At 35.0% G+C, this 22,118-nt stretch carries 15 protein-coding genes and 2 tRNA genes; 9 read left to right on the top strand and 8 right to left on the bottom strand.

Annotated elements, in window-relative coordinates:
• Window position 1: 1 nt before the first annotated feature.
• A complete protein-coding gene (locus AC6QZF_RS06280) occupies window positions 2-1,117 on the top strand; it encodes a tetratricopeptide repeat protein (protein ID WP_499799027.1) in 1,116 nt (371 codons plus the stop codon).
• Here AC6QZF_RS06280 and AC6QZF_RS06275 read toward each other — a convergent pair.
• From AC6QZF_RS06275 to AC6QZF_RS06245, 7 genes are all read right to left on the bottom strand, one after another.
• The gene (locus AC6QZF_RS06275) at window positions 1,101-3,953 is read right to left on the bottom strand and encodes a S8 family serine peptidase (RefSeq protein ID WP_499799026.1); all 2,853 of its coding nucleotides are present in this window, start codon (window positions 3,951-3,953) and stop codon (window positions 1,101-1,103) included. The two genes, AC6QZF_RS06280 and AC6QZF_RS06275, sit on opposite strands and share 17 nt — an antisense overlap.
• A 17-nt stretch (window positions 3,954-3,970) precedes the next feature.
• Window positions 3,971-6,109, bottom strand: a complete 2,139-nt coding sequence (locus tag AC6QZF_RS06270; protein ID WP_499799025.1) for an OmpA family protein — start codon at window positions 6,107-6,109, stop codon at window positions 3,971-3,973.
• A 14-nt stretch (window positions 6,110-6,123) separates the two neighbouring features.
• Window positions 6,124-10,959, bottom strand: coding sequence for a T9SS type A sorting domain-containing protein (locus AC6QZF_RS06265; protein ID WP_499799024.1), 4,836 nt, complete (start codon window positions 10,957-10,959; stop codon window positions 6,124-6,126).
• Between the two features lie 91 nt (window positions 10,960-11,050).
• Entirely contained in the window at window positions 11,051-12,742 is a 1,692-nt protein-coding gene (locus AC6QZF_RS06260; protein WP_499799023.1) for a YCF48-related protein, read from the bottom strand.
• The gene (locus AC6QZF_RS06255; RefSeq protein ID WP_499799022.1) at window positions 12,743-13,567 is read right to left on the bottom strand and encodes a carbonic anhydrase; all 825 of its coding nucleotides are present in this window, start codon (window positions 13,565-13,567) and stop codon (window positions 12,743-12,745) included. It abuts the gene before it with no gap.
• A 7-nt stretch (window positions 13,568-13,574) separates the two neighbouring features.
• Window positions 13,575-14,015: a ferritin family protein gene (locus AC6QZF_RS06250; RefSeq protein ID WP_499799020.1), complete on the bottom strand. Its 441-nt coding sequence runs from the start codon at window positions 14,013-14,015 to the stop codon at window positions 13,575-13,577.
• Window positions 14,015-15,013, bottom strand: a complete 999-nt coding sequence (locus AC6QZF_RS06245) for a helix-turn-helix transcriptional regulator (RefSeq protein ID WP_499799019.1) — start codon at window positions 15,011-15,013, stop codon at window positions 14,015-14,017. Before AC6QZF_RS06245 ends, AC6QZF_RS06250 begins: the two co-directional genes overlap by 1 nt.
• A 153-nt stretch (window positions 15,014-15,166) precedes the next feature.
• Between AC6QZF_RS06245 and AC6QZF_RS06240 the strand changes: the two genes are divergently transcribed.
• The 6 genes from AC6QZF_RS06240 (at window position 15,167) to AC6QZF_RS06215 (ending at window position 19,510) form a co-directional block, all read left to right on the top strand.
• Window positions 15,167-15,607: a septal ring lytic transglycosylase RlpA family protein gene (locus AC6QZF_RS06240; protein WP_499799018.1), complete on the top strand. Its 441-nt coding sequence runs from the start codon at window positions 15,167-15,169 to the stop codon at window positions 15,605-15,607.
• A 63-nt stretch (window positions 15,608-15,670) separates the two neighbouring features.
• Complete coding sequence (gene dxs / locus AC6QZF_RS06235; protein WP_499799017.1) at window positions 15,671-17,599, top strand: 1-deoxy-D-xylulose-5-phosphate synthase; 1,929 nt, start codon at window positions 15,671-15,673, stop codon at window positions 17,597-17,599.
• A 79-nt stretch (window positions 17,600-17,678) separates the two neighbouring features.
• Window positions 17,679-17,751, top strand: a tRNA-Lys gene (locus AC6QZF_RS06230).
• A 124-nt stretch (window positions 17,752-17,875) separates the two neighbouring features.
• A tRNA-Gln gene (locus tag AC6QZF_RS06225) sits at window positions 17,876-17,947 on the top strand.
• A gap of 24 nt (window positions 17,948-17,971) precedes the next feature.
• On the top strand, window positions 17,972-18,910 hold the full coding sequence (locus AC6QZF_RS06220) for a ribose-phosphate diphosphokinase (RefSeq protein ID WP_499799016.1): 939 nt from the start codon (window positions 17,972-17,974) through the stop codon (window positions 18,908-18,910).
• Between the two features lie 21 nt (window positions 18,911-18,931).
• On the top strand, window positions 18,932-19,510 hold the full coding sequence (locus tag AC6QZF_RS06215) for a 50S ribosomal protein L25 (RefSeq protein WP_499799015.1): 579 nt from the start codon (window positions 18,932-18,934) through the stop codon (window positions 19,508-19,510).
• Between the two features lie 50 nt (window positions 19,511-19,560).
• On the opposite strand, the gene AC6QZF_RS06210 is transcribed toward AC6QZF_RS06215, so the two are convergent.
• The gene (locus tag AC6QZF_RS06210; RefSeq protein WP_499799014.1) at window positions 19,561-20,106 is read right to left on the bottom strand and encodes a hypothetical protein; all 546 of its coding nucleotides are present in this window, start codon (window positions 20,104-20,106) and stop codon (window positions 19,561-19,563) included.
• Window positions 20,107-20,166: 60 nt separating this feature from the next.
• Between AC6QZF_RS06210 and AC6QZF_RS06205 the strand changes: the two genes are divergently transcribed.
• Both AC6QZF_RS06205 and AC6QZF_RS06200 read left to right on the top strand, forming a co-directional pair.
• Complete coding sequence (locus AC6QZF_RS06205) at window positions 20,167-21,486, top strand: hydroxysqualene dehydroxylase (protein ID WP_499799013.1); 1,320 nt, start codon at window positions 20,167-20,169, stop codon at window positions 21,484-21,486.
• A 7-nt stretch (window positions 21,487-21,493) separates the two neighbouring features.
• A complete protein-coding gene (locus AC6QZF_RS06200; protein WP_499799012.1) occupies window positions 21,494-22,117 on the top strand; it encodes a type I 3-dehydroquinate dehydratase in 624 nt (207 codons plus the stop codon).
• The last annotated feature ends 1 nt before the right edge of the window (window position 22,118 follow it).

Below are 22,118 nucleotides of genomic sequence, written 5' to 3'. Positions count from 1 at the left end.
TATGGCAAAAATTTCACCTTTTTTTGCTCTCGATGCAGTCGAACTCTTCGAAAACGGCAACTATGACGATGCAATTGCACTCTGTATTCAAGGCATAGAGCAATTTCCTGATTATTTTACTGGCTATGTTACAATTATTGATTTTTTTATTAAAATTGGCAACTCACAAAAAGCCAGAGAATTCCTTGATAAATTCAAACAAATTGCGAACAATCAAAAACAAATTTCCGAACTTGAAGATAAAATTCTATCTCTTGTACAAAACGATGAAATTTCACAAAATGATGAAACGGTAATAAATCCATATATTGAGCAAGCTATCGAGGAAACTACTTTGAATAGCATTTTCGAAAACTACCAGTCTGAATTAAATGATAATAAGTCTGAAATAAACGACAACCTGTATACCAGTCTCAACGATATAACGATAGAAGTTCAAACAGAAATAGAACAAACTAAACAAATTACTGATGATTTTGAAGTTTCCGAAAGCGAACTGATAATACAAGAACTCAACACTGATGCTAATTATAATGAAATCAATTTGGGAAAATTAGTTGAAATCAATATTGAGCAACAACCTGATATTGAAGAAAATGAAGATATTTCAGTTGAATATCCTCCCGAACCCATAAATTTGCCGAAAGGTTTTCTCAAAGCTTTTGCAACCGGAATAATTCCTGATTCTTACGTTCCTGCACTGAATGTTGAAAACAAACTTTTAATTGATGGGCTTTTCGACTATCTTTTCTACGACTTTTCAATAAACAGAAAACCTGCTAATTTAGCAATAGAAGCAAGCTTCGACACAAATTCACTCATTTCTAAATATGAAAATCAGTCGACTCAACCGGACGAAATACGAAAGTTAGCGGAAAAAATATCAAGTATCAGTAAAATCGAAATATCCGAACCAGTAGAAAAAGAAATTGAGGAAGAACACGTCGATTACACTCCACCTGCAACTGAAACTATGGCAAAAATCCTTGTTCAACAAGGACAATTCGAAAAAGCATATCAGATTTTTCTTACTCTTGCCGAAAAAGAACCAGAAAAATGCGATTATTATTTAGAAAAAGCCAATGAAATTTCAGCAAAAATTAATCAACAAGAATAATTTTTGAGCTTTTAACCGTGCCATCGTCAAAAGAAACTCTAACAAAATATAGCCCACTTGACAAATCTGTGATATTATAAGTCAATTTATTTATACCCGAATTAAAGAATTTGTTGCTCTCCAAAATCTTTTCTTCTTTGCCAAGTTCATTGAAAATGGAAATTGTACCAAAGATATCTTTTTCAGAAAAGACTTCTAAAGATATTTGCCTTTTTGCTGGATTTGGATATACTTTATTTAAAATTACTTTATCATTTCTTTCAACACTTGCAGAAATAATTTGATTAACAAAAGTCCTTGCATAAATTGCTTCCGAAATAATATTTTGTGTGTCCATTCCAAGAATTATTGCAAAAGGCACAAGCGCAGAATCACCGGCTGCTAATGAAAATGGTCCAGCCGCTATAACCATCGATGCATCTGTAATTGATGACTGTTGCCTTTGTAAACCACCCTTCAAAAAACGCAATTTTTCATTAGGAGTAAAACCATCATATACCCCGGGACAATCCTCGCTATTCCCATCGTTATCAATAGCAACAAAATTGTTATTGAATTGAGATAAATTAATTACCGCGCCAATTGACAATCCGTCATCAATTGATTTCGCAATTGCAATGCTATGCTGCTCGTCCCACCAAATTTTGTTTCTTTGGGGATTTCCAATATCCCAATCGAAATACAACCCGACATAAACTGAATCGAGCCTTTTATCGGAGAAGTTATTTACCTTGTAAAAAGTAAAAATTGTATTTTCAATTTCTTTTCTTTTAAATTGAAAATTGCTTTGGCTAATCCTCAATTTACTAGCATTCAAAGTGTCATCGTTTATAGTTTCAAACAGGCAACTACCTTCGGCATCCGCAAAAATTCCAGGATAGTTCAAATTCATTGTCTTAATTATTTGAAAATCCACGTCCTTTCTCAACTGGTATTCACCACGAGCGACATTATATAATTCATTCCCATTTACGGAGAGCAACAAAGCACCTTCGAAAGCCATACTTTCGCTTTCTTTATATCGTATTCCTTTACCTTGCTGATTGCGAGGGTAGTCATTATAACCAATATTTCCCATGCTATTAATTGTTGCAGTAATGTTATTTTTATCGAAAGTTCTGTATGATGGCGAGATTATTGCTTCGTAAGCAAAATTGTCCGATACATAGCCATCTGCTATAAGTCTTGCGACAAGCCTTATTTCCTTGTCATACTCATTAACATTATTTACAATAAATGCAAATTCATCAGTTTGAGCAATTTCTGAACTATTTATTCTTCCTAAATAACAAGTATCATTAATTACTGTAAACAAATTGCTGTTTGTTGAGTAAATCTTTATTCTTACATTCTCAGCATCATCGAGATAATTAATAATTGTCAGTTTAAATTTAATCGTGTCGTTCGTAAAATATTCATTATCAATGGTTTCACCTGTATTTTGCAAAGAAAGGACTTTTAGCGAAATAAAAGAATTGTCGGTCATCGCTCTCAATGCATTAACACGTCCCTTGCCCAGCATTCCTGAATAATATGGATTATTGTAATCAATGTAATCTGAACTTGCTTTAACAATTTCTCGAATAACGAAATTTGGTTTATTAGGGAAACGGTTCATCGTTAATGCTGTAACTGCCGCCGCGACAGGAGACGCCATTGAAGTCCCGCTCATTGTGCGATATTCATTTTCAGGAATTGTCGATAATATTTCTACTCCCGGTGCTGATACATCAATTTTGTAATGATAATTTGTAAAATATGCTCTTTTGTCCTCACTGTCAACCGCTGCAACAGACAATACTCCATCATATGCAGCTGGATAATAAATCAAATATTGATTATTATTTCCCGCTGCTGCCACAATAAGTGAACCTAATTCATTTGTAGCTCTTATAATATCGGCTTCTGCCATTGAATAGTGCGTTCCACCCCAGGAACAATTTATAACCCTTGCCCCCATCGAAGCAGCATACAAAATTCCAGAATATCCATTCGCAATGTTTGAAGCATAAGGAATATCTGAACCAATTTTCACTGGAAGCAACTTGATATTTCTTGCAATTCCTGCTATTCCTATCCCATTATTAGCAACTGCACCAATAATTCCAGCTACGTGTGTGCCGTGCGGGTTGCCCGGCATTGGGTCATTATCACCATCTCCATAGAAGTCCCATCCACGCCAATCATCCACAAATCCATTGCCATCATCATCAATTCCATTGAAGCGTTTGTCGTTTCCGCTTTCATCAAAACCTATTTCTCCTTGATTGTAATAAATATTCTCCTTTAAATCTTCGTGTTCATAATCAATTCCTGTATCGACAATTCCAACTATGATCGTAATATTTGTATCAATATAGCTCCATGCTAAATTAGCCTTGATTTGCTCGATGTAATTTTGTTCGATAAATAATGGGTCATTTGTGGTTTCTAGTATCTTATGCTTAAACAAAGGTTCAGCATATTCTATATCAGGATGTGTAGCAAGCTTTTTTGCGGCAATCAAAGGATCAATAGACTTTTTGTAGTCTATTATTGCAATTAAATCTAAATTTATTTTATTACTGCTGACAGCATTTTTCTGTCGATTTTTAATTTTTGCGGAATTATATAAATTTAGTAGATTATCTGGGACAAATTGGGCTACAATATTTTCGCCAATAATCTTTTCAAATTCAATCAAACTGGTTTGTCTTTGTCCAGTTTCCCATTTATTTGCTGTTTGAGAGTATTTTTTGAATTTAACTACAATTTTATTTGGATAATACTCTTCATTTTCGGCAAAAATTACTGCTGGCAAGCAAAGCAAGCAAAAAACAAAAATTATCTTCTTCATTTCAATTCTCGATACAATTAAAAAATAGGTGTTCTTATTTCAATTTTTACAGTTCTGCTGTAACTTCTTCCTTCGGGAATATTATTATCAAATAATAAATCATCGTTACCAATCGGATACAACTCGACATTTTCAGGTTTTATTTTTAAATAGTTTCGCACTTCTTCAGAACGGCGCCGAGCTAACTCGCGATTGTACTCAACGGTCCCCGTTCTATCTGCATAACCATAAATTTTTACTTTTGAATTTGATGTTATTTTGGTCCTAATATATTCAAGTACTGGTTTGTGAATATCGAGTATTGTTGATTTATCAAAATCGAATAAAATTAAAGAATATCGCTCTATACGATAATCGTCTTCTATAATTTCGCGTTTTTTGCGGATTGTTTTTTGTTGAATACTCACATTTTTCGAATATGTTTTTGTTTGATTTTCGTTGTCCACTACCGTGAGAGTAATAGTTGCCTCTTGTTCTAATTTCGGTATTGGAGATTGAGTAATTTCCCAAATAAATTGTTCTGGCATTTCTTTTCCTTCCATAGTTCTAATTGGTTGATTGCTTTGAACGATTTCTAATTTATATTCTTTTACGCCAACGCTTGTTTGAATTAGTGGTCTTACTTCAATAACAGGTGGATTGGCAATAATATCAATTTCCTTCATATACACCGGTGCAATGATGTTAACATCATTGGAAGTAATTTCTACTCGGCTATTTTCCTCAATGCCTTCTGCTATAACTGGATTTGTAGGCTTAGCTGGTAGGTTTGTGGCTTGTGTTTTAATCCTTTGTGACTCAATTCCCCAAACACTAACAAGATACTTCTTAACCGCTTCTGCTCGCTCCAATGAAAGTTGTAAATTGTTTTGTTCTACCCCGGCATTATTGTTTGTTCCTATCAGAGTAATATTGGCTTTTGGATTGTTTCGCAAACGCGTTCCAATTATATTCAACAATTGATAGTAAATTTCCAAAGTATTCCATTGAAGGTTAATTTCACTAAATTTTGCAGTTTCCTCTTTTGGTATTTTGTTCATTTTTGTTTTTTCAAGTGAATTTTCTCCTGGTGGGAAAAACACATACGGAAGCAGAGGAAATCCCTCTTCTGTCTCGACTTCTTCAATGATTAAGGTAGGATTTTCTGTTCTCTTGCCCTGCTTGTCTACTCCAAACACATCAAACCTTACCTCTAAAACTTCCTCTTTGGGCACAACCTTTTCGTAATATTCTTTTATTATGGTTCTTTCAATTTTATCTTTTTCATTGTCTATTATTTTTGTTTGTCGTGTTGTTTTGGTAAGTCGAACAAATTCAGTCTTAACACTTTTATCGATTATTAAAGTTGTATCTTTTTCAATGATTGTATCTCTCAAAGAAATAGGTTTGGGTTCGTAAATCGGGAATCTCAAATTCAAAGCAAATTGAACAGAATTCGCCTTCCAATCTACTTTTGATATATTAGTAAAAGGAATATAGAAATTTATCGCTGGAGACATATATGAGTTTGCACCAATCTTCAAGTCGTAATTAATTCCAATATTTCCAAATAGTTGCAATGCGTTTTTCTCCGGAATTTCTTCGTCTTTAAATTCATTCCGTATTCTTGAACCACCAAGAAATGTAACATTATTGGGACGCAACAGTTTTTCTTTTTGAGTAAATTCAGCCAAATACAAGTAAGAAAATCGAAGTCCAACGATCGAGTTTAACTTATCGAAAATATTATAAGAAATGTAAGGTTCCGCTCCAAGTGTGTATAATTTGCTCGATAAATAGTGTTCTACTTCTGCTCTTTGTACCAAAATTGTATTGTAGGGAGGAGCTTCTTCACGAAGTTCAGTATTCCCTATTATCTCTTTAGGCGAAAAAGTGCCATCTAATTGAGAAAAACCAAATTTTAAGCCCCAGGAAAATTGCTCGTTAATATTTTTTTCGAACAATCCACCTATTGAAAGCCCAATTCCATCTGCACTTTTGAACTTCGGACAACAGTTAGCATATTTTTCATCTAATTTATTGAACGACGCAATATGATTATTATAGTTCAGTCCGAAATATCCGCCTAAATAAAATTGAACTGCTCTTTCCTGAGAAAAAGTCAAACTGCTTGATAACACTAAAATAATTAAAATAATTTTCGAAAACCTTGTCATTGATTTATCCTTTTCTACTTACTTACTACTATTAATTTTATATAATAAGTTGTTGGTGCTGTCAATTTCAGTAAATATACACCACTGGCTATTTTCGATGAATTAATATTTATAGTCCTTTCTTTGTTCCCATCTGCTCCGATTTCAAAAGAGCTGATTTCATCAACTATAGCACCATTCAAATTATACAGTTCAAGCTTATGAAATCCTGTCTCGAGCAAGTTAAGAGTTATTGTAGCATTGCCCGAGAAAGGATTTGGCGATACAATTATCGAAACGGGGCGATTATGTACATCAAGCAATCGATTCCCGCCTTCTGAACAAACTTTTATCGATAATAAGCCGTTTTCAAGATAAAACTCTTGTATTCTCAAAGTATCAGGTTTACTAACTCTCAACAAGTTAATTGTGGTTACTGTATCGTTCCCAAGCAGTACATCGCCGACGATTTCAGCTATTTTTCTCTCTGCATTCAATTGAGCCATATTAATATTGTCGATCTCAACTCCAATTATTCTATTTTGATTTACTATGTTGTTGCTTATAATTCTACCGTTTGTAACAGATTTCGGATAAAACAAACTTCTGTTGAACTCAACCAAGAGTGTGTCAATTTTATAATTTTGCAAAGTGTCATTTTCTACCTTTGCATAAATTGGAATAGCATAATCAGTCCACCGTGGGTCGAGCAATTCTAAGTTCGGTATTCTTATTGTCAGTATCCGAGGTGGAAGACCAGTACCATCTAAATAAACAAATACTTTTTCATCACAATTCTTATATTTTGTATTAATTACAATTGTGTCCAAATATCGTATTTGTTCAATCGGTAGAAAGCCAACAGTAAAAACTTGTTGTTCCTGTGGATTCAGAGTAACCCCGAGGATATTGGGTTCTACCGAAAATACTGTTGGATAGTGCTTTGGCATCTCAATCGAAGTTATTGTAATCGGGAAAATACCATTGTTAGTAAGCGAAAAACTCAATTGCGAAAAAGTATTGACCACTTTTCCACCGAAAGCGATATTATCAGGAGCTGCAATTGCCGTTGAACGTTTCTCGCCAAGCAGTTGAACAATAATAGTTGTGTCTTCTCCGTTGCTTTCGGCCTCGAAAACTACATACGCTTGTTTATTCCCATTTGCGCTATAAAACGGCTCGAAGGCAATTATCATCTCAAATGTTTCATTTAGCCCAAAACTTCTTGGCAATGTGTAATTTTGTCCACGAAAATGGAATAAATCTTTATCAATTCCATCAATTTGCCACGACTTCAATATAAAAGGATTTGATGCAATATTTCTAACGTAAATTGATTTTACAGTATCTTCGCAACCTGACACAATTCCCCAGTCCACCGGGCTATTTGTGGTTGGATAAGAATAAATTTTATTAAATACTACAAACTCAGTTGCAGTCCAATCGCATTCTTCAAATTCGAGTAAAATCGACTCTGATTTTCTATTTTGCTTGTCAATTTTGATTAAAAAGTCAATATTCTGAACTTCATTTGGTAGAATTTGAGCACTCGAAGGCAAAAAGCTACCAACAATTTGCTGATTTTCAAACCTTATGTTTTTTAAATTTATTGGCAACAGCCCTTTGTTTCTTATGCTAAATGCTGAAAGAACTGCCGAACCAACATCGATATTTCCTAAATTAATTGGATTTGGAATAATTTCAATATTTAATGTATCTTTGGCTCCTTTAAGTTGTATTTTCACTTCCTCATAACCAGGCTCATCAGTGTTGATAATCAATTCAGCTAAGTGACTACCCGCAAATCCTTGCTCGAATTTTATTATATATCGCACAGAGTCGCCGGGTTGAACAGCAACTGTTGCTGTGGGTTGTTCAACTATCACAAATGCATTTGAACCTATAATTCTTGCTGGTGGAATAATCATATATCTAAAATTCGACCCATTTGGATTGATAATATAAACAGTATCATAAGCAATCTGGCAGGTGTATAAAGTGTCAAAATTAAGCAAATATTTTGAAGCAATAACGCTGGTTTCTAATCCCTTACCGCGAAGTGGCAGTTCAATATTATATACACAAGTGCTATCTGTTGGCAAAGTTGTAATATTTAACCGTCTAAATACGTCACCTTGATTTGTAGGAGAAAATCTAACTGTAATGTTAATTTCATCATTTGGATTTAAAATTCTTGGCAATCCTGGCATTATATCAACTATCGAAAAATCATTTCCAGAAACGCTAACCGAACTCAAATAAATTTTTGAATTGCCAGTGTTTCGCAGCCTTATTCCTTTCAAATTTGAACTTCCGATACGTGTGTCTGGGAAATTGCCGTGATCCAAAAAAGTCAGCTCCGCTTGTGTTGTTATCAAAATTATTTCTAATGAATCAATAATATTATCACATTCAAATAATTTATAATATAATTTGTAACTTGTTGTACCTAAGATATTTGCTATCAAATCAATCACATAAGTGCAAGTGCCCAGTCGTGAAATTGAACGATTCCCAACAATCTGCGTACTAATATCTGAACTATGTGTCAAAATATTTTCTAAATTAATAGTTGTATCAGTCAAATTTCCAACACTTGCAAGTATCTTGTAGCTTGCTCCTAAGCAAGCATTGATAATATAAGTTTTCACACTTGGAAGGTTTATTTCTTTGTTGTATGGCTGTAAATAACTATGCAAATTAGTATATAGAATTATATCTAATAAGTTCAGATTAACAGCAATGGGGAAGGGATTGCTAGCTCCTGTCCAGTAATCATTATGATTAATAAACAAAGTGTCGTTAATGATTAGCGGGTGATTTTTATTGTAAGTGTATGTTATTACAACATCTAAACTATCAAATGGAGGAATAATTGTATTGTTTATGTTCGACGAAAGAAAGCCTCTTCTAGAATACGCATCCGACAGAATCAAATCAGTGTCTCCTAAGTTGTAAATTCTTGCCTTGAATTTGACTTCTTGTCCGTCGCAAGCGAGCAAAGTATCGCTGAAAAGTGTGTCCTGGCAATAAAATTCAGGTATTTTTTCCAAAATAAGGACATTTGCTGCTGCTTGTGTCATCAAAAAATTAGGTTCAGTACGAAATTCGTTTGATTTTTCAGGATTGGGAACGCTTTGCATAGCCACAAGATAATAAACCGAATCTGTTCTATCGAGAAGCATTTGAACTTCCCAGAATAGCTGATTTTGTGGAATTGTTGCAACATAAGTCCATTGACGTGTCTCTGGTTTCAGCCAAATTTGCAAAGAATCTTCAAATTTTTTGCTTCCTCTAACCCAAAATGGAATAAGTGGCTTAATATATTTTGTTGTGTCAGACGACGGCCCTTGATAATAAGTGGTTGGTTCAAATGCAGCGTTGCCAACGTTTACATTCCAAATCGGAGCATCTCGCCGCACTCGACCCCATCCGCCAAATTGGTTTGTGCCGCCTCCTGCTTTACCTCCTTCAATAAAAATTGATTGTGAACTACCGTTATCAACCAACAATTTTGCTGAGGTAATAACCGAACCTCCGCTTCCACCGCCACCGTTTGATGAATTGATGCCATCCTGACCATTTGCGCCTTTTGCAGAAATTTGTACATTATTAATTCCCGCTGCGTAAATCATTATAGCACCACCCCCTCCACCACCACTGCCTGAAAAATTACCACCAGATTGTGGATTTCCACTGGCACCGCCACTACCACCAGCTAATGGGATAATCATCCGATTGCCCACTGCTTTACCACCTGAATTATTACTACCTTGACCATCAGTAGCGTTACCACCTGAGCCTCCCGGTGTATTTTGCTTCACTCCTGAACCACCTCCATATCCACCCGCTGGAGTACAATTGTTTCCGTCATTACAATGCTCGCCTGAACGGCCAAATGGATGTCCTGTCCCACCACCAGCGGATTCATACACATTAGGGATGTAGCTTGGTGGAATACCATTCAGTGAATAACCCCTTGCTGGTGTTCCGGTTGCCACTTCTAAAGTACCAATACCGGGAAGTTTCATTGAATTAGTTACGCCGGGTAGACTGCTATTGTTACGTCCTCCACTTCCGCCTCCAGTAAATCCATCTCCGCCATCATCCCCATTTCGTGAGTTATCTACAAACAAACCTGCATCGTAAAATCTTCCACCTCCGCCTCCACCGCCAGGACCACCGTCTTGTAGCCTTTGCTGTCTACCGCTTAACCCACCATCTACTGATATCAATGTGTTAGCTCCGCCTCGGATTGGGCCTTTTGAAATAAGTATAAATGGCAAATATCCTTGATTTCCGGGTGTCATTGGGTCCACATCTGCTGTTGAAACGTAATAAGTTCTATTGGCTAATATCATCGAATCAACAATCATTGCACCACGTGGTGAACGTTTCCCAAGCGAGCCATCTCCAATAATGCTATCGGGGATGCTACTTTTGTTTCCAAAAGGAAATGGCTGAACAATATATAAATCTACTTCATTTGATAAAATACCATTTTTATTGATTCGCACTTTTATTTTGAAATCTTGTTGAAGCAAACTCCAATCCCACGAGTTTGGTTTAAGTGATGGATGAGCAAAAACTTGAGTCGATATCATCCGTCCCTGCCAACTTACCACCAACGGACCAAACGTTACCTTCCATCTATCATTTGGATTAACAACTTCAATTCTTAAAGTATCGGTTAGCAAATTGTAGAACGTTCTATCTGCTCCAAAATTTCCATATGCGTTATATGGTGCAATGAATTCAAGGTAACTATTCATTCCTGGGGCAACAATATCAGGCTGTATATAAGAAATAACTACATTGCCTTTCACAAAATGAGGAAAAATAATCACCAATAAAAATATTAGCTTTTTCATAGCAATTTATTACTCAAATAGGGTAACTTATTCTTTGTTTAATTGATTAATTAGACGTAGAAAAATAAAAATGTTTTAATTATATTTTCATTTAATTAGGTGGATAGAGCAGTGTAGCATTAGAATTTGTTATATATATCATATAACCTTTGCCAGGAGCTAAATTCTGTAATGTATTCGAAGAATTTGGTTTGTAAGAATTACCATCAGTATCTTTTACGTGATCGTACATTCCAATCAAAGAAATCAAACCAAGAGCAGGTGAAATATCTGAATTTCTTATGTATGGTATCCAGTGCCAACCTATTCTACCCAAACTTATGGAATAATTCTCCGGACTAATCGCTAAACCTGTTATGCTCAAAATTGTCGTATCAGATACTTTTATCAAATACGCTTCTTTATTATTCCACACCGATAGTGTGTTTGTAAAAGGTGGACAAAATATTCTACCATCTTCACTTTTTGCAATGATGAATTTACTACCTATTTTTTGTTTGATTTGAGAAAACAAACTATCAAATGGAAATACGTTCAACGAAATTAAATTCCAACCCGGAATAAGATTAATATTCTGAGCTACACTATCAGTTGTTGTAAAACTATAAATACTCGACCAGATAGACGAATCTGTTGCATTCTTAGAGCAAACTCTCCAGTAATATGTTGTATTTAGCTGCAACGATTGTAATTGAAAACTTGTTGATGTCGTAGTAGTATTAAGAATGAAATTGCTAAAATTATTATTTGTCGAAACTTGCACTCTATAGGACAAAGCAAGCGATACATTGCTCCAGCTCAATGTAACATTTGGCATTAAGTTAGATGAATTATTTGCAGGAGAGATTAAATTGGGAGGCGGCAAAGCACTATATTCATAACGAAGCACATTTCCACCATACCCAACAGCGTATGCAATAGTTGAGGAGACATATTGTACATCTGTTAACTGCACTGCTGCACTTGTCGATTCATCAATCCAGTTTGTTCCACCATTGGTTGTCCTTAATATTTTTCCGCTAACTCCTACGCAAACCCCAATGTTCATATCATAGAAATGCACTGCTGTAAGTTGCACAGTCGTACCGCTTGTTTGCTGTGCCCAAGTTGCACCGCCATTTGTAGTTTTCAGTATCGTGCCATTTCCACCGACAACGTAACCAACGTTAGCATTCACAAAGCTAACTCCTGCCAGGTTTTCTGTTGTTCCACTGCTTAATGCCATCCAATTTGTCCCGCCGTTTGTAGTTTTAAGAATTGTTCCGTTTGTCCCGACAACCCATCCCGTTGTTGAGTTAATAAAAGAAATACCCAATAAATCTTCAGTTGAGCCGCTTGTTTGTGATGTCCATAATGTACCACCAGTTATTGACTTGATTATCGTGCCGGACCTGCCAATTGCCCAGCCAGTTGATGAATTTACAAATTGAATTCTGAGCAAATCATTTGTTGTTCCGCTGAATTGAAGATTCCAACTGTTTCCACCATTTGTTGTTTTTAAAATAATTCCGAAAAAGCCACAAGCCCAGCCAGTTGTTATATTTGTGAAATTGATACCAAATAACGAATAAGTGTTGCTGACATTCTGACTAATCCAGCTGCTTCCGCCATTTGTTGTTTTGGCAATTGATCCGAGCAACCCCACAATATAACCATTATTCGCATCAACAAAATGAGAGGAATTTATTTGAAAAGTTGCATCTGTGTTTCTGTTAATCCATTGAGAGAAACAAACATTTGTTGATAATAAAATTATTACCAGTATGTTAACAATTCTCTTCAATTATGGTTTCCTTTTTGATAGTATAAAAACAATAATAGTTGCAAGCAAACTTACGATGACAATAAAAATCCCCATAAATATAAAATTCTTTGATGTGAAAAAGTTTTTTGCGTCAGACTGGTTTTCCTTAATGTGTTTTGAGCTTTCAATAAGTTTTTTCTCATCTGGATGATTGCCTAACCATTCAATTCTTCCTGTTTCAATATCATAAATTGCACCTACAACTTGAAGTTTTTTTTCTTCTATTAAATGACCTATAATTTTGCTTTTTGAAATAATGTCGCTGATTGTTTGAAAAACATTTTCTTTTATCGTTAAATTTACTAAATTATGCTTATCAGAATGCTCTTTTTGAACTTTTTGGAATGCGGGTTTTATCTTATCAGCTAATTTTGGTAAATGCCCTTCTAAATGAGCGCCGCTTGCAACTGCTGTTACTGCGCCGCATTTGGTATGTCCTAATACTATAAGTACAGGTGTCCCTAAATGCTCTGTTCCATATTCAATTGTTGCAATTTCATCAACATCTGCCACATTTCCAGCAACTTTTACCACGAACAAATCGCCAACACCTTGGTCAAAAATTACTTCAACAGGCACTCGCGAATCCGAACAAGCAAGAATTGTAGCAAATGGCTTTTGACCCTTGTTCGCTGTTTCCTGTCTTCGTTCAAATGTTTGATTTGGATGAGTGGCTTGCCCTGCAACGAATCGCTCATTGCCTTCTCGAAGCCGCTGCAACGAGATTTCCCACGGGTTAGCGTTAATGTTATCAACCATACCTAAAAAGGTAACAGCAATTAATAAGTAAATTTTTCTCTTCATGTTTATTCTAATTTTCTTTTAAAATTTCTTCATCATAAATAGTTTCAAGTTGAAGTTTATGCTTTGCTTCCTCTTGCGACAAACGAATAAACACATTTCGAGTATCGCCTTCGACTTGCTCTGCTAATTTCTGGTACAAACTCATTGCCCGTTCTTCTCTTTTCATCGCAATAATTAGTATTTGCTGGAATGTTATATCGCTTTCAGCTTCCACATCATCCATATAATCACTTATCTGCAAATTTGTAGGTTGCTCAATCAAGCTAATTCCCGCTGGATTATCCAAATAATTTTGAAGAATGTTTTTATGAGATACTTCCATTTCTTCTAACTCTTTCAAAAATGCTTTGCTCGATTGGAGCTTTGCGATATTTTGGAGCTTTTTATAAAACTCAATTGCTTCAATTTCTTTGTCGATCGCAAATTCGATAATTTCTTTTACTTTCATTATTCATTTCCTTCTATTTCTTTATATTCATAATCTATCAAAGCTTTTTCAAGTTTTTCAATTATTGCTTTTCTTAATTCTTTGGGCTTTTTGATGATTATTGCTGAGCTCCAACTCATCACCCAACTAATAAAATCAGGTCCAATTGGAACTTTCAGTTCCATTGTTAAACTTCCATCTTCTTCTTCAATTAAATTTTGAGATTGGTGCCATTTCCTGTTCATAAAATAGTGCTTAAACTCTGGTTTAATCGTTAAAACAATTCGTTTTGGCTCGCCATAAAACACACCAAATCTATTTTTCGTCCATTCCTTGAAACTGAATTCATGCAATTTCTTCTTAAAGTTTGGAACTTCCTCTATTTCTAATATGTTGTGTATTGCAAGTGCTATATGTGAGTCGTGTTTTGGAACAAATGCCACCGCATATAATGCCCCACTGTATGTAAATAGGCACCGCAAATTAATCAATATCTTGTTTATTATGCCTTTGCTTGACGTATTATAATCAATATTTACCCATTTTTTATTAACAATTGCATCAATTATTTCTTTTAATCTCTCATTATACTTTGAGTAATCAAAATATCCAATATTTTGGTCCCAAAACAAACTTTCTGGCGCATATATCTCTTCGGGAGCAAATTTTTCCAACTTATTAATTAACCTATTAATGTCATCTTCAATTACCGTCCCGCTAAATGTTTTTAAATGCGCTTTCAAAATATAAAACGATAGTATCTCATTATTATCAATTCTCATCATTGCTTCGGCTTTACGAATTTCCTTTGGGATAAACCACAAATGCTCTTTCCCAACACGTGTTGCATTGATTGTTGGCTCGCATTTTTGCAGAAGCAACATATCTCGTTGCACCGTCCTTAACGAATGCGGTCCAAATTCCTTGCAAATCATTTCATACGCTTCTGAAGTCGTGTATTTATTTCCCATCTGAAGTTTTTTTAATAAAAAAACTATCCTCTGTGCTTGATCTGCCATTCTCTCCCCTCGTTATTGATAATTTTATTGCGATTAAAGTTGATTAATAATTAAATTTAATTTATAAAAATATCATAAATAATTCAAAAGTATTTTTTAACAATAGAATATCGTTTAAATTTGTATGTATTTTAAAACCACAAACGAATTTGTATGAAATTATTATTATTGTTTATTGCTACCTCAATTTTACTTGTCTCGTGTGCCTCGACTGTTCGATTCACAGATAACAACAATTATAGCAATAACAATTCTCAAATTAATTCTTCCTCTAATACGAAAAGCGAAGAATTTCAAAGTGGTTACACTTTCAGAGGAAAAGCATCATACTACGCAGATAAATTCCACGGTCGCTCTACTGCAAGCGGTGAAGTTTTTGACCAAAATAAGCTGACTGCAGCTCATCGTTCCTTGCCATTTGGAACTAAACTAAAAGTCAAGAATTTAAAGAATAATCGCTCAATTGTAGTAATTATAAACGACAGAGGTCCTTTTGTTGAAGGCAGAATTATAGACTTATCTTACGAAGCCGCTCGCCAACTTGATATGCTGCAGGATGGTGTTACTGATGTTGAATGCACTATTTTAGAATAAATTAAAACTAACTTTTTAATTAATCGTCATATTTAAAGTTTTGTTAAAGTTTGTTTAAGAAAAATGAAAGATTATAAATATCTATTGAAAATAAATTCACCAGTGGATCTCAAAAAGATACCGTTGGAAGAACTTCCAACGGTATGCGATGAAGTTCGTGATTTTATGATAGATACCATTACCAAAACTGGCGGGCATTTCGGTGCTGGCCTTGGAGTTGTGGAACTCACGGTTGCACTTCATTACGTTTTTGATACCCCATCGGACAAAATTGTTTTTGATGTTGGTCATCAGGGCTATCCGCATAAAATTCTCACTGGTCGTAGAGATGCTCTTCACACAATTCGCCAAAAAGGTGGTCTCTCGGGTTTTTTGAAACCATCTGAGTCTGAATATGATGCTTTCGGTGTTGGTCATGCAAGCACAAGTATCTCTGCTGCATTAGGAATGGCAACTGCTCGCGATTTAAAGGGTGATAATTTCAAAGTTACTGCTGTCATCGGTGATGGCTCTATGACTGGCGGACTTGCATTTGAAGCAATGAATAATGCTGGCGTCCAAAAAAGAGATATTATTGTCATTCTCAATGATAATAATATGTCTATTGATGCTAATGTTTCGGCATTTTCTAATTATTTTAATGAAATTTTTGCTTCTTCTACTGTTCAATCTATTCGTAAAAATGTTTGGGATTTGGCAGGAAAACTCGATACCTTCGGTGATAGGCTTCGTAAATTGGCTGGACGTATCGAAGAAGGTATGAAAGCTATCATTACTCCGGGCGCTTTGTTCGAAGCATTCGGTTTTACTTACTTTGGTCCATTCAATGGTCATAATGTTATTAAATTGGTAAAAATACTGAGATTAATTAAGGACCTTAAAGGCCCTATATTTCTACACGTTATGACACAAAAAGGAAAAGGATATGGTCCCGCAGAATGTGATATTCATAATTTGCACGCTATCGGCAAAATAGACAAAGAAACAGGAAAATCCCTTTCTGAAAAGCCAAATATTCCACTTTACCAGGATGTCTTTGGCGACGCTATTGTTGAACTGTGTCAGCAAAACGATAATATTATTGCCATAACTGCTGCAATGTGCGAAGGAACTGGTCTTGACAAACTCAAAGATGTTATGCCCGAACGTGTTATTGACGTGGGTATTGCCGAAGGGCACGCAGTTACTTTTGCTGCGGGATTGGCTATACAAGGCGTTCTTCCAGTTGTCGCTATATATTCTTCTTTCTTGCAACGTGCTTACGACAATATTATTCACGATGTTGCTCTCCAAAATTTGAAAGTTATTTTTGCTATCGATAGAGCTGGTCTTGTCGGTGCTGATGGACCAACTCATCACGGTGTGTTTGATATTTCTTACTTGCGAACAATCCCTAATCAAATTATTGCTGCTCCAAAAGATGAACAAGAACTTCGCGATTTGCTTTTTTCGTCTGTTTACCACTATCCTAATGCTCCAATTGCCATCCGTTATCCACGTGGGTTTGCACAAGGTGTCCCGATTACTTCAATGAAACATATTCCGCTCGGTAAATCTGAAACATTAAAAATTGGGAACCATTTAGCAATTATCGCGTTTGGGAAAATGGTAGGATATTCAATTAAAGTTGCTGAAATGCTTGAAAAACAAGAAATTTCTGCAACCGTAATAAATGCTCGCTTTGCTAAACCTCTCGACGAAGATATGCTAAAAGATGTTTTCAGCAGATTTGAATATGTTGTTACAGTGGAAGAAGGACAAAAAATCGGTGGTTTTGGTTCTGCTATACTTGAATTTGCTAACAGTATTGGCTTAAAACCCAATATTCTGGTGCTGGGAATAGAAGATAAATTTATTGAGCACGGAACTCAGGAAGAATTATTAGAAGAAATCGGTCTCGACGAAAAAGGAATTTTCAAGCAAGTAGTTGATTTTTTAGAGCAAAATCATCTATATGCTCAAAACGAAAAATATTATTTCTATCAAAAATAAAAAAATGTTTTGCTATTTTATATTTATTCTTTAATTTTGTATTCTATTTTATTGTGAGCAACAATAAAATAGAAAAAATGACCCCGTAGCTCAGGCGGTAGAGCATTTGACTTTTAATCAAAGGGTCGCGCGTTCGAGTCGCGCCGGGGTCACAGAGAAGCCTTGACTGTCGCAAGGCTTTTTTGATGAAATCGTTTATTGATAATTTGTGTGAAATTTTTATTTGCATAAAATAAAAAAAAACGATAATTTTGTATTCCTAACTTGATGTATGACTGGGACGTCGCCAAGCGGTAAGGCACCGGATTTTGGTTCCGGCATTCGTAGGTTCGAATCCTGCCGTCCCAGCATTTTTAATTTAAACTGTGTTTTATGCACGATTTTAAAATAGCATCGGGACGTTCTAACAAGTTGTTAGCTGATAAAGTTGCAAACCATCTCGGATTGGAGCTCTCTGAAACTCTTGTGCGTAATTTTAGCGACGGCGAAATCTGGGTTAAATTCAACGATAACGTCCGTGGTGTAGATCTTTTTATTATTCAATCTACTTTCGCCCCAGCCGATAATGTTCTCGAACTTCTAATGTTAATCGATGCAGCTAAACGTGCTTCCGCTAAACGCGTTACTGCTGTTATTCCTTATTTCGGATATGCGCGACAAGATAGAAAAGACCAGCCCCGTGTCGCTTTGACTGCTAAGCTTATTGCAAACTTGCTCGAACGTGCTGGTGCAGATAGGATAATCACTATTGACCTGCATTCTTCGCAAATACAGGGCTTTTTCGATATTCCAATGGACCATCTTTATGCTTCGCCTGTTCTTATTCGTCAGCTCAAAAAAATCGGGCTCGAAAATGTTACTTTCGCTGCTCCTGATGTTGGTGGTGCAAAAACTGCTCGTTCCTATGCAAAACGTTTCGGTGGCGATTTGGTCCTTGTGGATAAAAGACGTCCTCAGCATAATGTTGCTGAGATTATGCACATTATTGGTGATGTCAAAGATAAAAATGTTGTGATTGTTGATGATATGATTGATACTGGCACCACTTTTGTCAACTGTGCAGAAGCTCTTATGGATAAAGGTGCGCTACATATTATTGGCGTCTGCGTCCATCCTGTTCTTTCAGGTAATGCTTTGGATAAAATTGATGCATCAAACGCTGTTTCGAAAGTGTTAGTTACAGATACTATTCCGCTCAAACGACATTCTGATAAAATTGAAATAGTATCTGTTGCTGAACTGCTTGCCGAAGCTATCATTAGAACTCACGACAACCGTTCCATTAGCTCACTGTTTGAAATTGAAAGATAAGTTTTATAAATGAGGTTCATTATGAAAGAAGTTGTTCTTAAAGTTAAAAAAAGAGAAGTTGGGAAGCAAAGCCTTAATAAAATCCGCAAAGAAGGTCTTATTCCTGGCGTTTATTATATCAATGGAGAACCAGGCATTCCTGTTGCTACTGATTTTCTCTCACTTCGCAATATTGTTTATACTTCATCGACTAAATTGATTAAACTTCAAATTGAGGGCGAAGAGCAAGCAAAAGACTGCGTTCTTAAAGATGTAAAATTCCATCCTGTTACCGACCAAATTCTTCATTTCGATCTTCTTGGACTTAATACGGAAAGAAAACTTACTGTCGAAGTTCCTGTTGTTGTCAAAGGTCAGTCCGTTGGTGTTCGTAAAGGTGGCAAATTACAACAATCCTTACATAAAGTTACTATTAAATGCTTGCCGCAGTACTTAGTAGATGCTCTCGAAGTTGATGTAACTAATCTTGACTTAGGAAAATCACTTCATATTCGTGATTTGTCTTTGGAAGGAATTGAATTTGTCGTTCCAGGCGACACTATTATTGTTGTTTGCAAAGTACCTCGTGGTGTTCAAATCAGCGCAGAAGCAAATGCCTAATTAAACTTTTTCGATAAAAAAACGCCTTGATTGTTTTTCAAGGCGTTTTTTTATATCCCAACACCAAATCCAATCCCATATACTAATCCAACTTTGCTGCCAACAATATCTGCATTAATAGTAGGCGAAATTGAGAAATTTTCTATGTGAATTGAGTAATTCCCACCAAACCTCAACAAAAATTTCACTTTGCTTGTTGAATGAACTTCATCAATAATATTTGTATGCAAATCTCTATAAATAATTGATGGAGCCATGTGAAATTGAACTTCCTGCCACGGCTTGATGCTTAGCATACCTCCGAAAATTGCCTCTGTATGCTTGCCGAATGCACCTTCTATATATCCTCCTACTCCAATTATTGGTTCAGCATTATTGAAATAATAAATATAGTCGATTCCCGGAGAGAAGCTTATTTTGCCCTTGCTTAGACTCGAGGAAGCTCCTAAAAATAAACCTAAGTGATGGTTATAATTATGTTGCTCTACTATTTCTTCTTCTTCTATTCCCGCGAACCAATTATCCTGTGTATATAATTTGCTATAAATACAAATAAATAGCAATATATGCAATATTACGAATAATACTTTTTTCATTACTACTTTCCATTTAATTCAAAAATCACTATTTTTATAACAAAGTTTATACCAATTTTTATGAAAAGAAAAGTAATCATCGTCGGTGCTGGGATTGCTGGTATCAATGCTGCCATACAGCTTGCAAAAGCTGGAATTGAAGTTCAATTATTTGAAACAAAGAAAAATATTGGTGGTAGATGTTTCTCTTTCACAGATAATTCAACAGGGGACATAATTGACAACGGACAGCATATATTTATTGGTGCTTATGAAAATTTTTTTGATTTGTTGCGAAACTTAAATACTATTAACTATATAAAAAAACAACCTCATTTCGGAATTAACTATTTCGATAATAAAGGTTCCACGAAATTATCGACTCGCTTGTCTGGTGGGAAATTACCATTAGCGATTGCATTGTTTAATTTCCGAATGCTTGACTTCAAGTCGAAAATTTCTATTGTTAAACTTATTCTAAAAATAAAAAACATTCAATTGCCTTCTGAAATTAGTTGCCACGATTTCTTAAAGCAAAATGCGCAAACTGATTTAGCCGTTAAATATTTTTGGGAACCTTTAATTTTAGCCACATTGAATCAATCTGTCGAAAAATCGCCAGCAAGTGTTTTCACAGAAGTAATAAAAATTATGTTCAAAAGTGTCCACAATGCTAAAATATTTTTTTCTACTGTTCCTTTAAGCAATTTGTTTGAGCACATCGATACTATTTTAAAATCTTATAATTCTGAAGTTGTAAAAAATACTGAGATTAACAAATTATCTGTCATAAATAATAAAATTGCAAGTTGTTATGATAAAGCAGGAAATATTTATTATGCTGATGCGTTCATTCTTGCTCTTCCTTTCGATAGGTTAGCCCGAGTGTTCAGCAATAGCGGAATTTGTGATGATTTTAAAAAAAATTTCGATTTTTCTCCAATTCTATCGTTTTATTTTTGGTCAAGAAAAAAAATTGATTGTGATGAGATAAATGCTTTGCTTGGAACTAAATCTCATTGGCTTTTCAACTTATCTAAAATATCAAATTTACACAATCCCAAGTATTATCTCTACACAGTAACTATTAGTAATGCTTTAGAAATGTATAAAATGAGCCATTATGAGATTGCAAAAATAATTACTGACGAACTAATTTATCTTGGACTTATTAGAAATTCAACAGGCATTATTCATTCAAAGATAATCTTCGATAAAAAAGCAACAATTTCAATAGATATTAACAATTCGAGAAAAAGATTACCAATTGATACTGATTATGACAATCTGTTTCTTTGCGGCGACTGGGTAGATACTTCTTTGCCTGCAACTGTCGAAAGCGCTGCCCTAAGCGGCAAGCTTGCTGCTGAAAAAGTAATTAATTATTTAAAAGGTATTTGAAATTATCATGCCTGAACAAAAAATAACATACTGTGTTAGCATCTCGAATAAACACTCTATTACAAAAATAGAAAATAATATTCCAAAAGGAAGCTTTATTGAATATAGGCTCGATATCCCATATTCGCTTAATGATATTAAGAATATGATATACAATTATAATTGTATTATTGCACCAAAAATAAATATTATCTATAATGAAATAAAAAAAATCATTGAACTGTCGCCCAAATATATAGACATTGATTTTCTAAAATTTGAAAGTAATCTTTCTGAATTAATAAACTATTCAGTAATGTATAACGTCAAAACAATTGTTTCATATCATTTGTCAGAAGAAAAAATTAGTGTTGAAGATATCCAACTTTTGATAAAAAAAATGTTGAGTTTCAGTCCTAATTATGTAAAACTTGTGTTTAATGATGAGAACTCACTGGATATTAATCAAGTATTAAGTTTATACGATATTTTTCCAAGTCATAGATTACTGCTTTTTGGGATGGGAAAAGAACTAAAATTTACCCGTTTGGAAGCAATCAAAAAAGGTTCTCCATTGATGTATGTAGCCCATTCTTCATTTGGCGAAACTGCCGAAGGGCAATTTTCGCTTGACGAGATTCAAGAGGTGTGAT

The sequence above is a fragment of the Eximiradius sp. genome (assembly GCA_937127445.1).
In the GTDB taxonomy this organism is placed as follows: Bacteria; Bacteroidota; Ignavibacteria; order Kapaibacteriales; family UBA2268; genus JAKIZO01.
Note: the sequence above shows the minus strand (reverse complement) of the source record. Positions and strands in the feature narration are given on the sequence as shown.

Coding starts and splice junctions, on each gene's coding strand:
- AC6QZF_RS06255 (WP_499799022.1), bottom strand. CDS start 13,567: ATGAAGAGAAAAATTTACTTATTAATTGCTGTTACCTTTTTAGGTATG.
- dxs (WP_499799017.1), top strand. CDS start 15,671: ATGAAAGATTATAAATATCTATTGAAAATAAATTCACCAGTGGATCTC.
- AC6QZF_RS06200 (WP_499799012.1), top strand. CDS start 21,494: ATGCCTGAACAAAAAATAACATACTGTGTTAGCATCTCGAATAAACAC.
- AC6QZF_RS06210 (WP_499799014.1), bottom strand. CDS start 20,106: ATGAAAAAAGTATTATTCGTAATATTGCATATATTGCTATTTATTTGT.
- AC6QZF_RS06215 (WP_499799015.1), top strand. CDS start 18,932: ATGAAAGAAGTTGTTCTTAAAGTTAAAAAAAGAGAAGTTGGGAAGCAA.
- AC6QZF_RS06245 (WP_499799019.1), bottom strand. CDS start 15,013: ATGGCAGATCAAGCACAGAGGATAGTTTTTTTATTAAAAAAACTTCAG.
- AC6QZF_RS06275 (WP_499799026.1), bottom strand. CDS start 3,953: ATGAAGAAGATAATTTTTGTTTTTTGCTTGCTTTGCTTGCCAGCAGTA.
- AC6QZF_RS06270 (WP_499799025.1), bottom strand. CDS start 6,109: ATGACAAGGTTTTCGAAAATTATTTTAATTATTTTAGTGTTATCAAGC.
- AC6QZF_RS06250 (WP_499799020.1), bottom strand. CDS start 14,015: ATGAAAGTAAAAGAAATTATCGAATTTGCGATCGACAAAGAAATTGAA.
- AC6QZF_RS06220 (WP_499799016.1), top strand. CDS start 17,972: ATGCACGATTTTAAAATAGCATCGGGACGTTCTAACAAGTTGTTAGCT.
- AC6QZF_RS06205 (WP_499799013.1), top strand. CDS start 20,167: ATGAAAAGAAAAGTAATCATCGTCGGTGCTGGGATTGCTGGTATCAAT.
- AC6QZF_RS06240 (WP_499799018.1), top strand. CDS start 15,167: ATGAAATTATTATTATTGTTTATTGCTACCTCAATTTTACTTGTCTCG.
- AC6QZF_RS06265 (WP_499799024.1), bottom strand. CDS start 10,959: ATGAAAAAGCTAATATTTTTATTGGTGATTATTTTTCCTCATTTTGTG.
- AC6QZF_RS06280 (WP_499799027.1), top strand. CDS start 2: ATGGCAAAAATTTCACCTTTTTTTGCTCTCGATGCAGTCGAACTCTTC.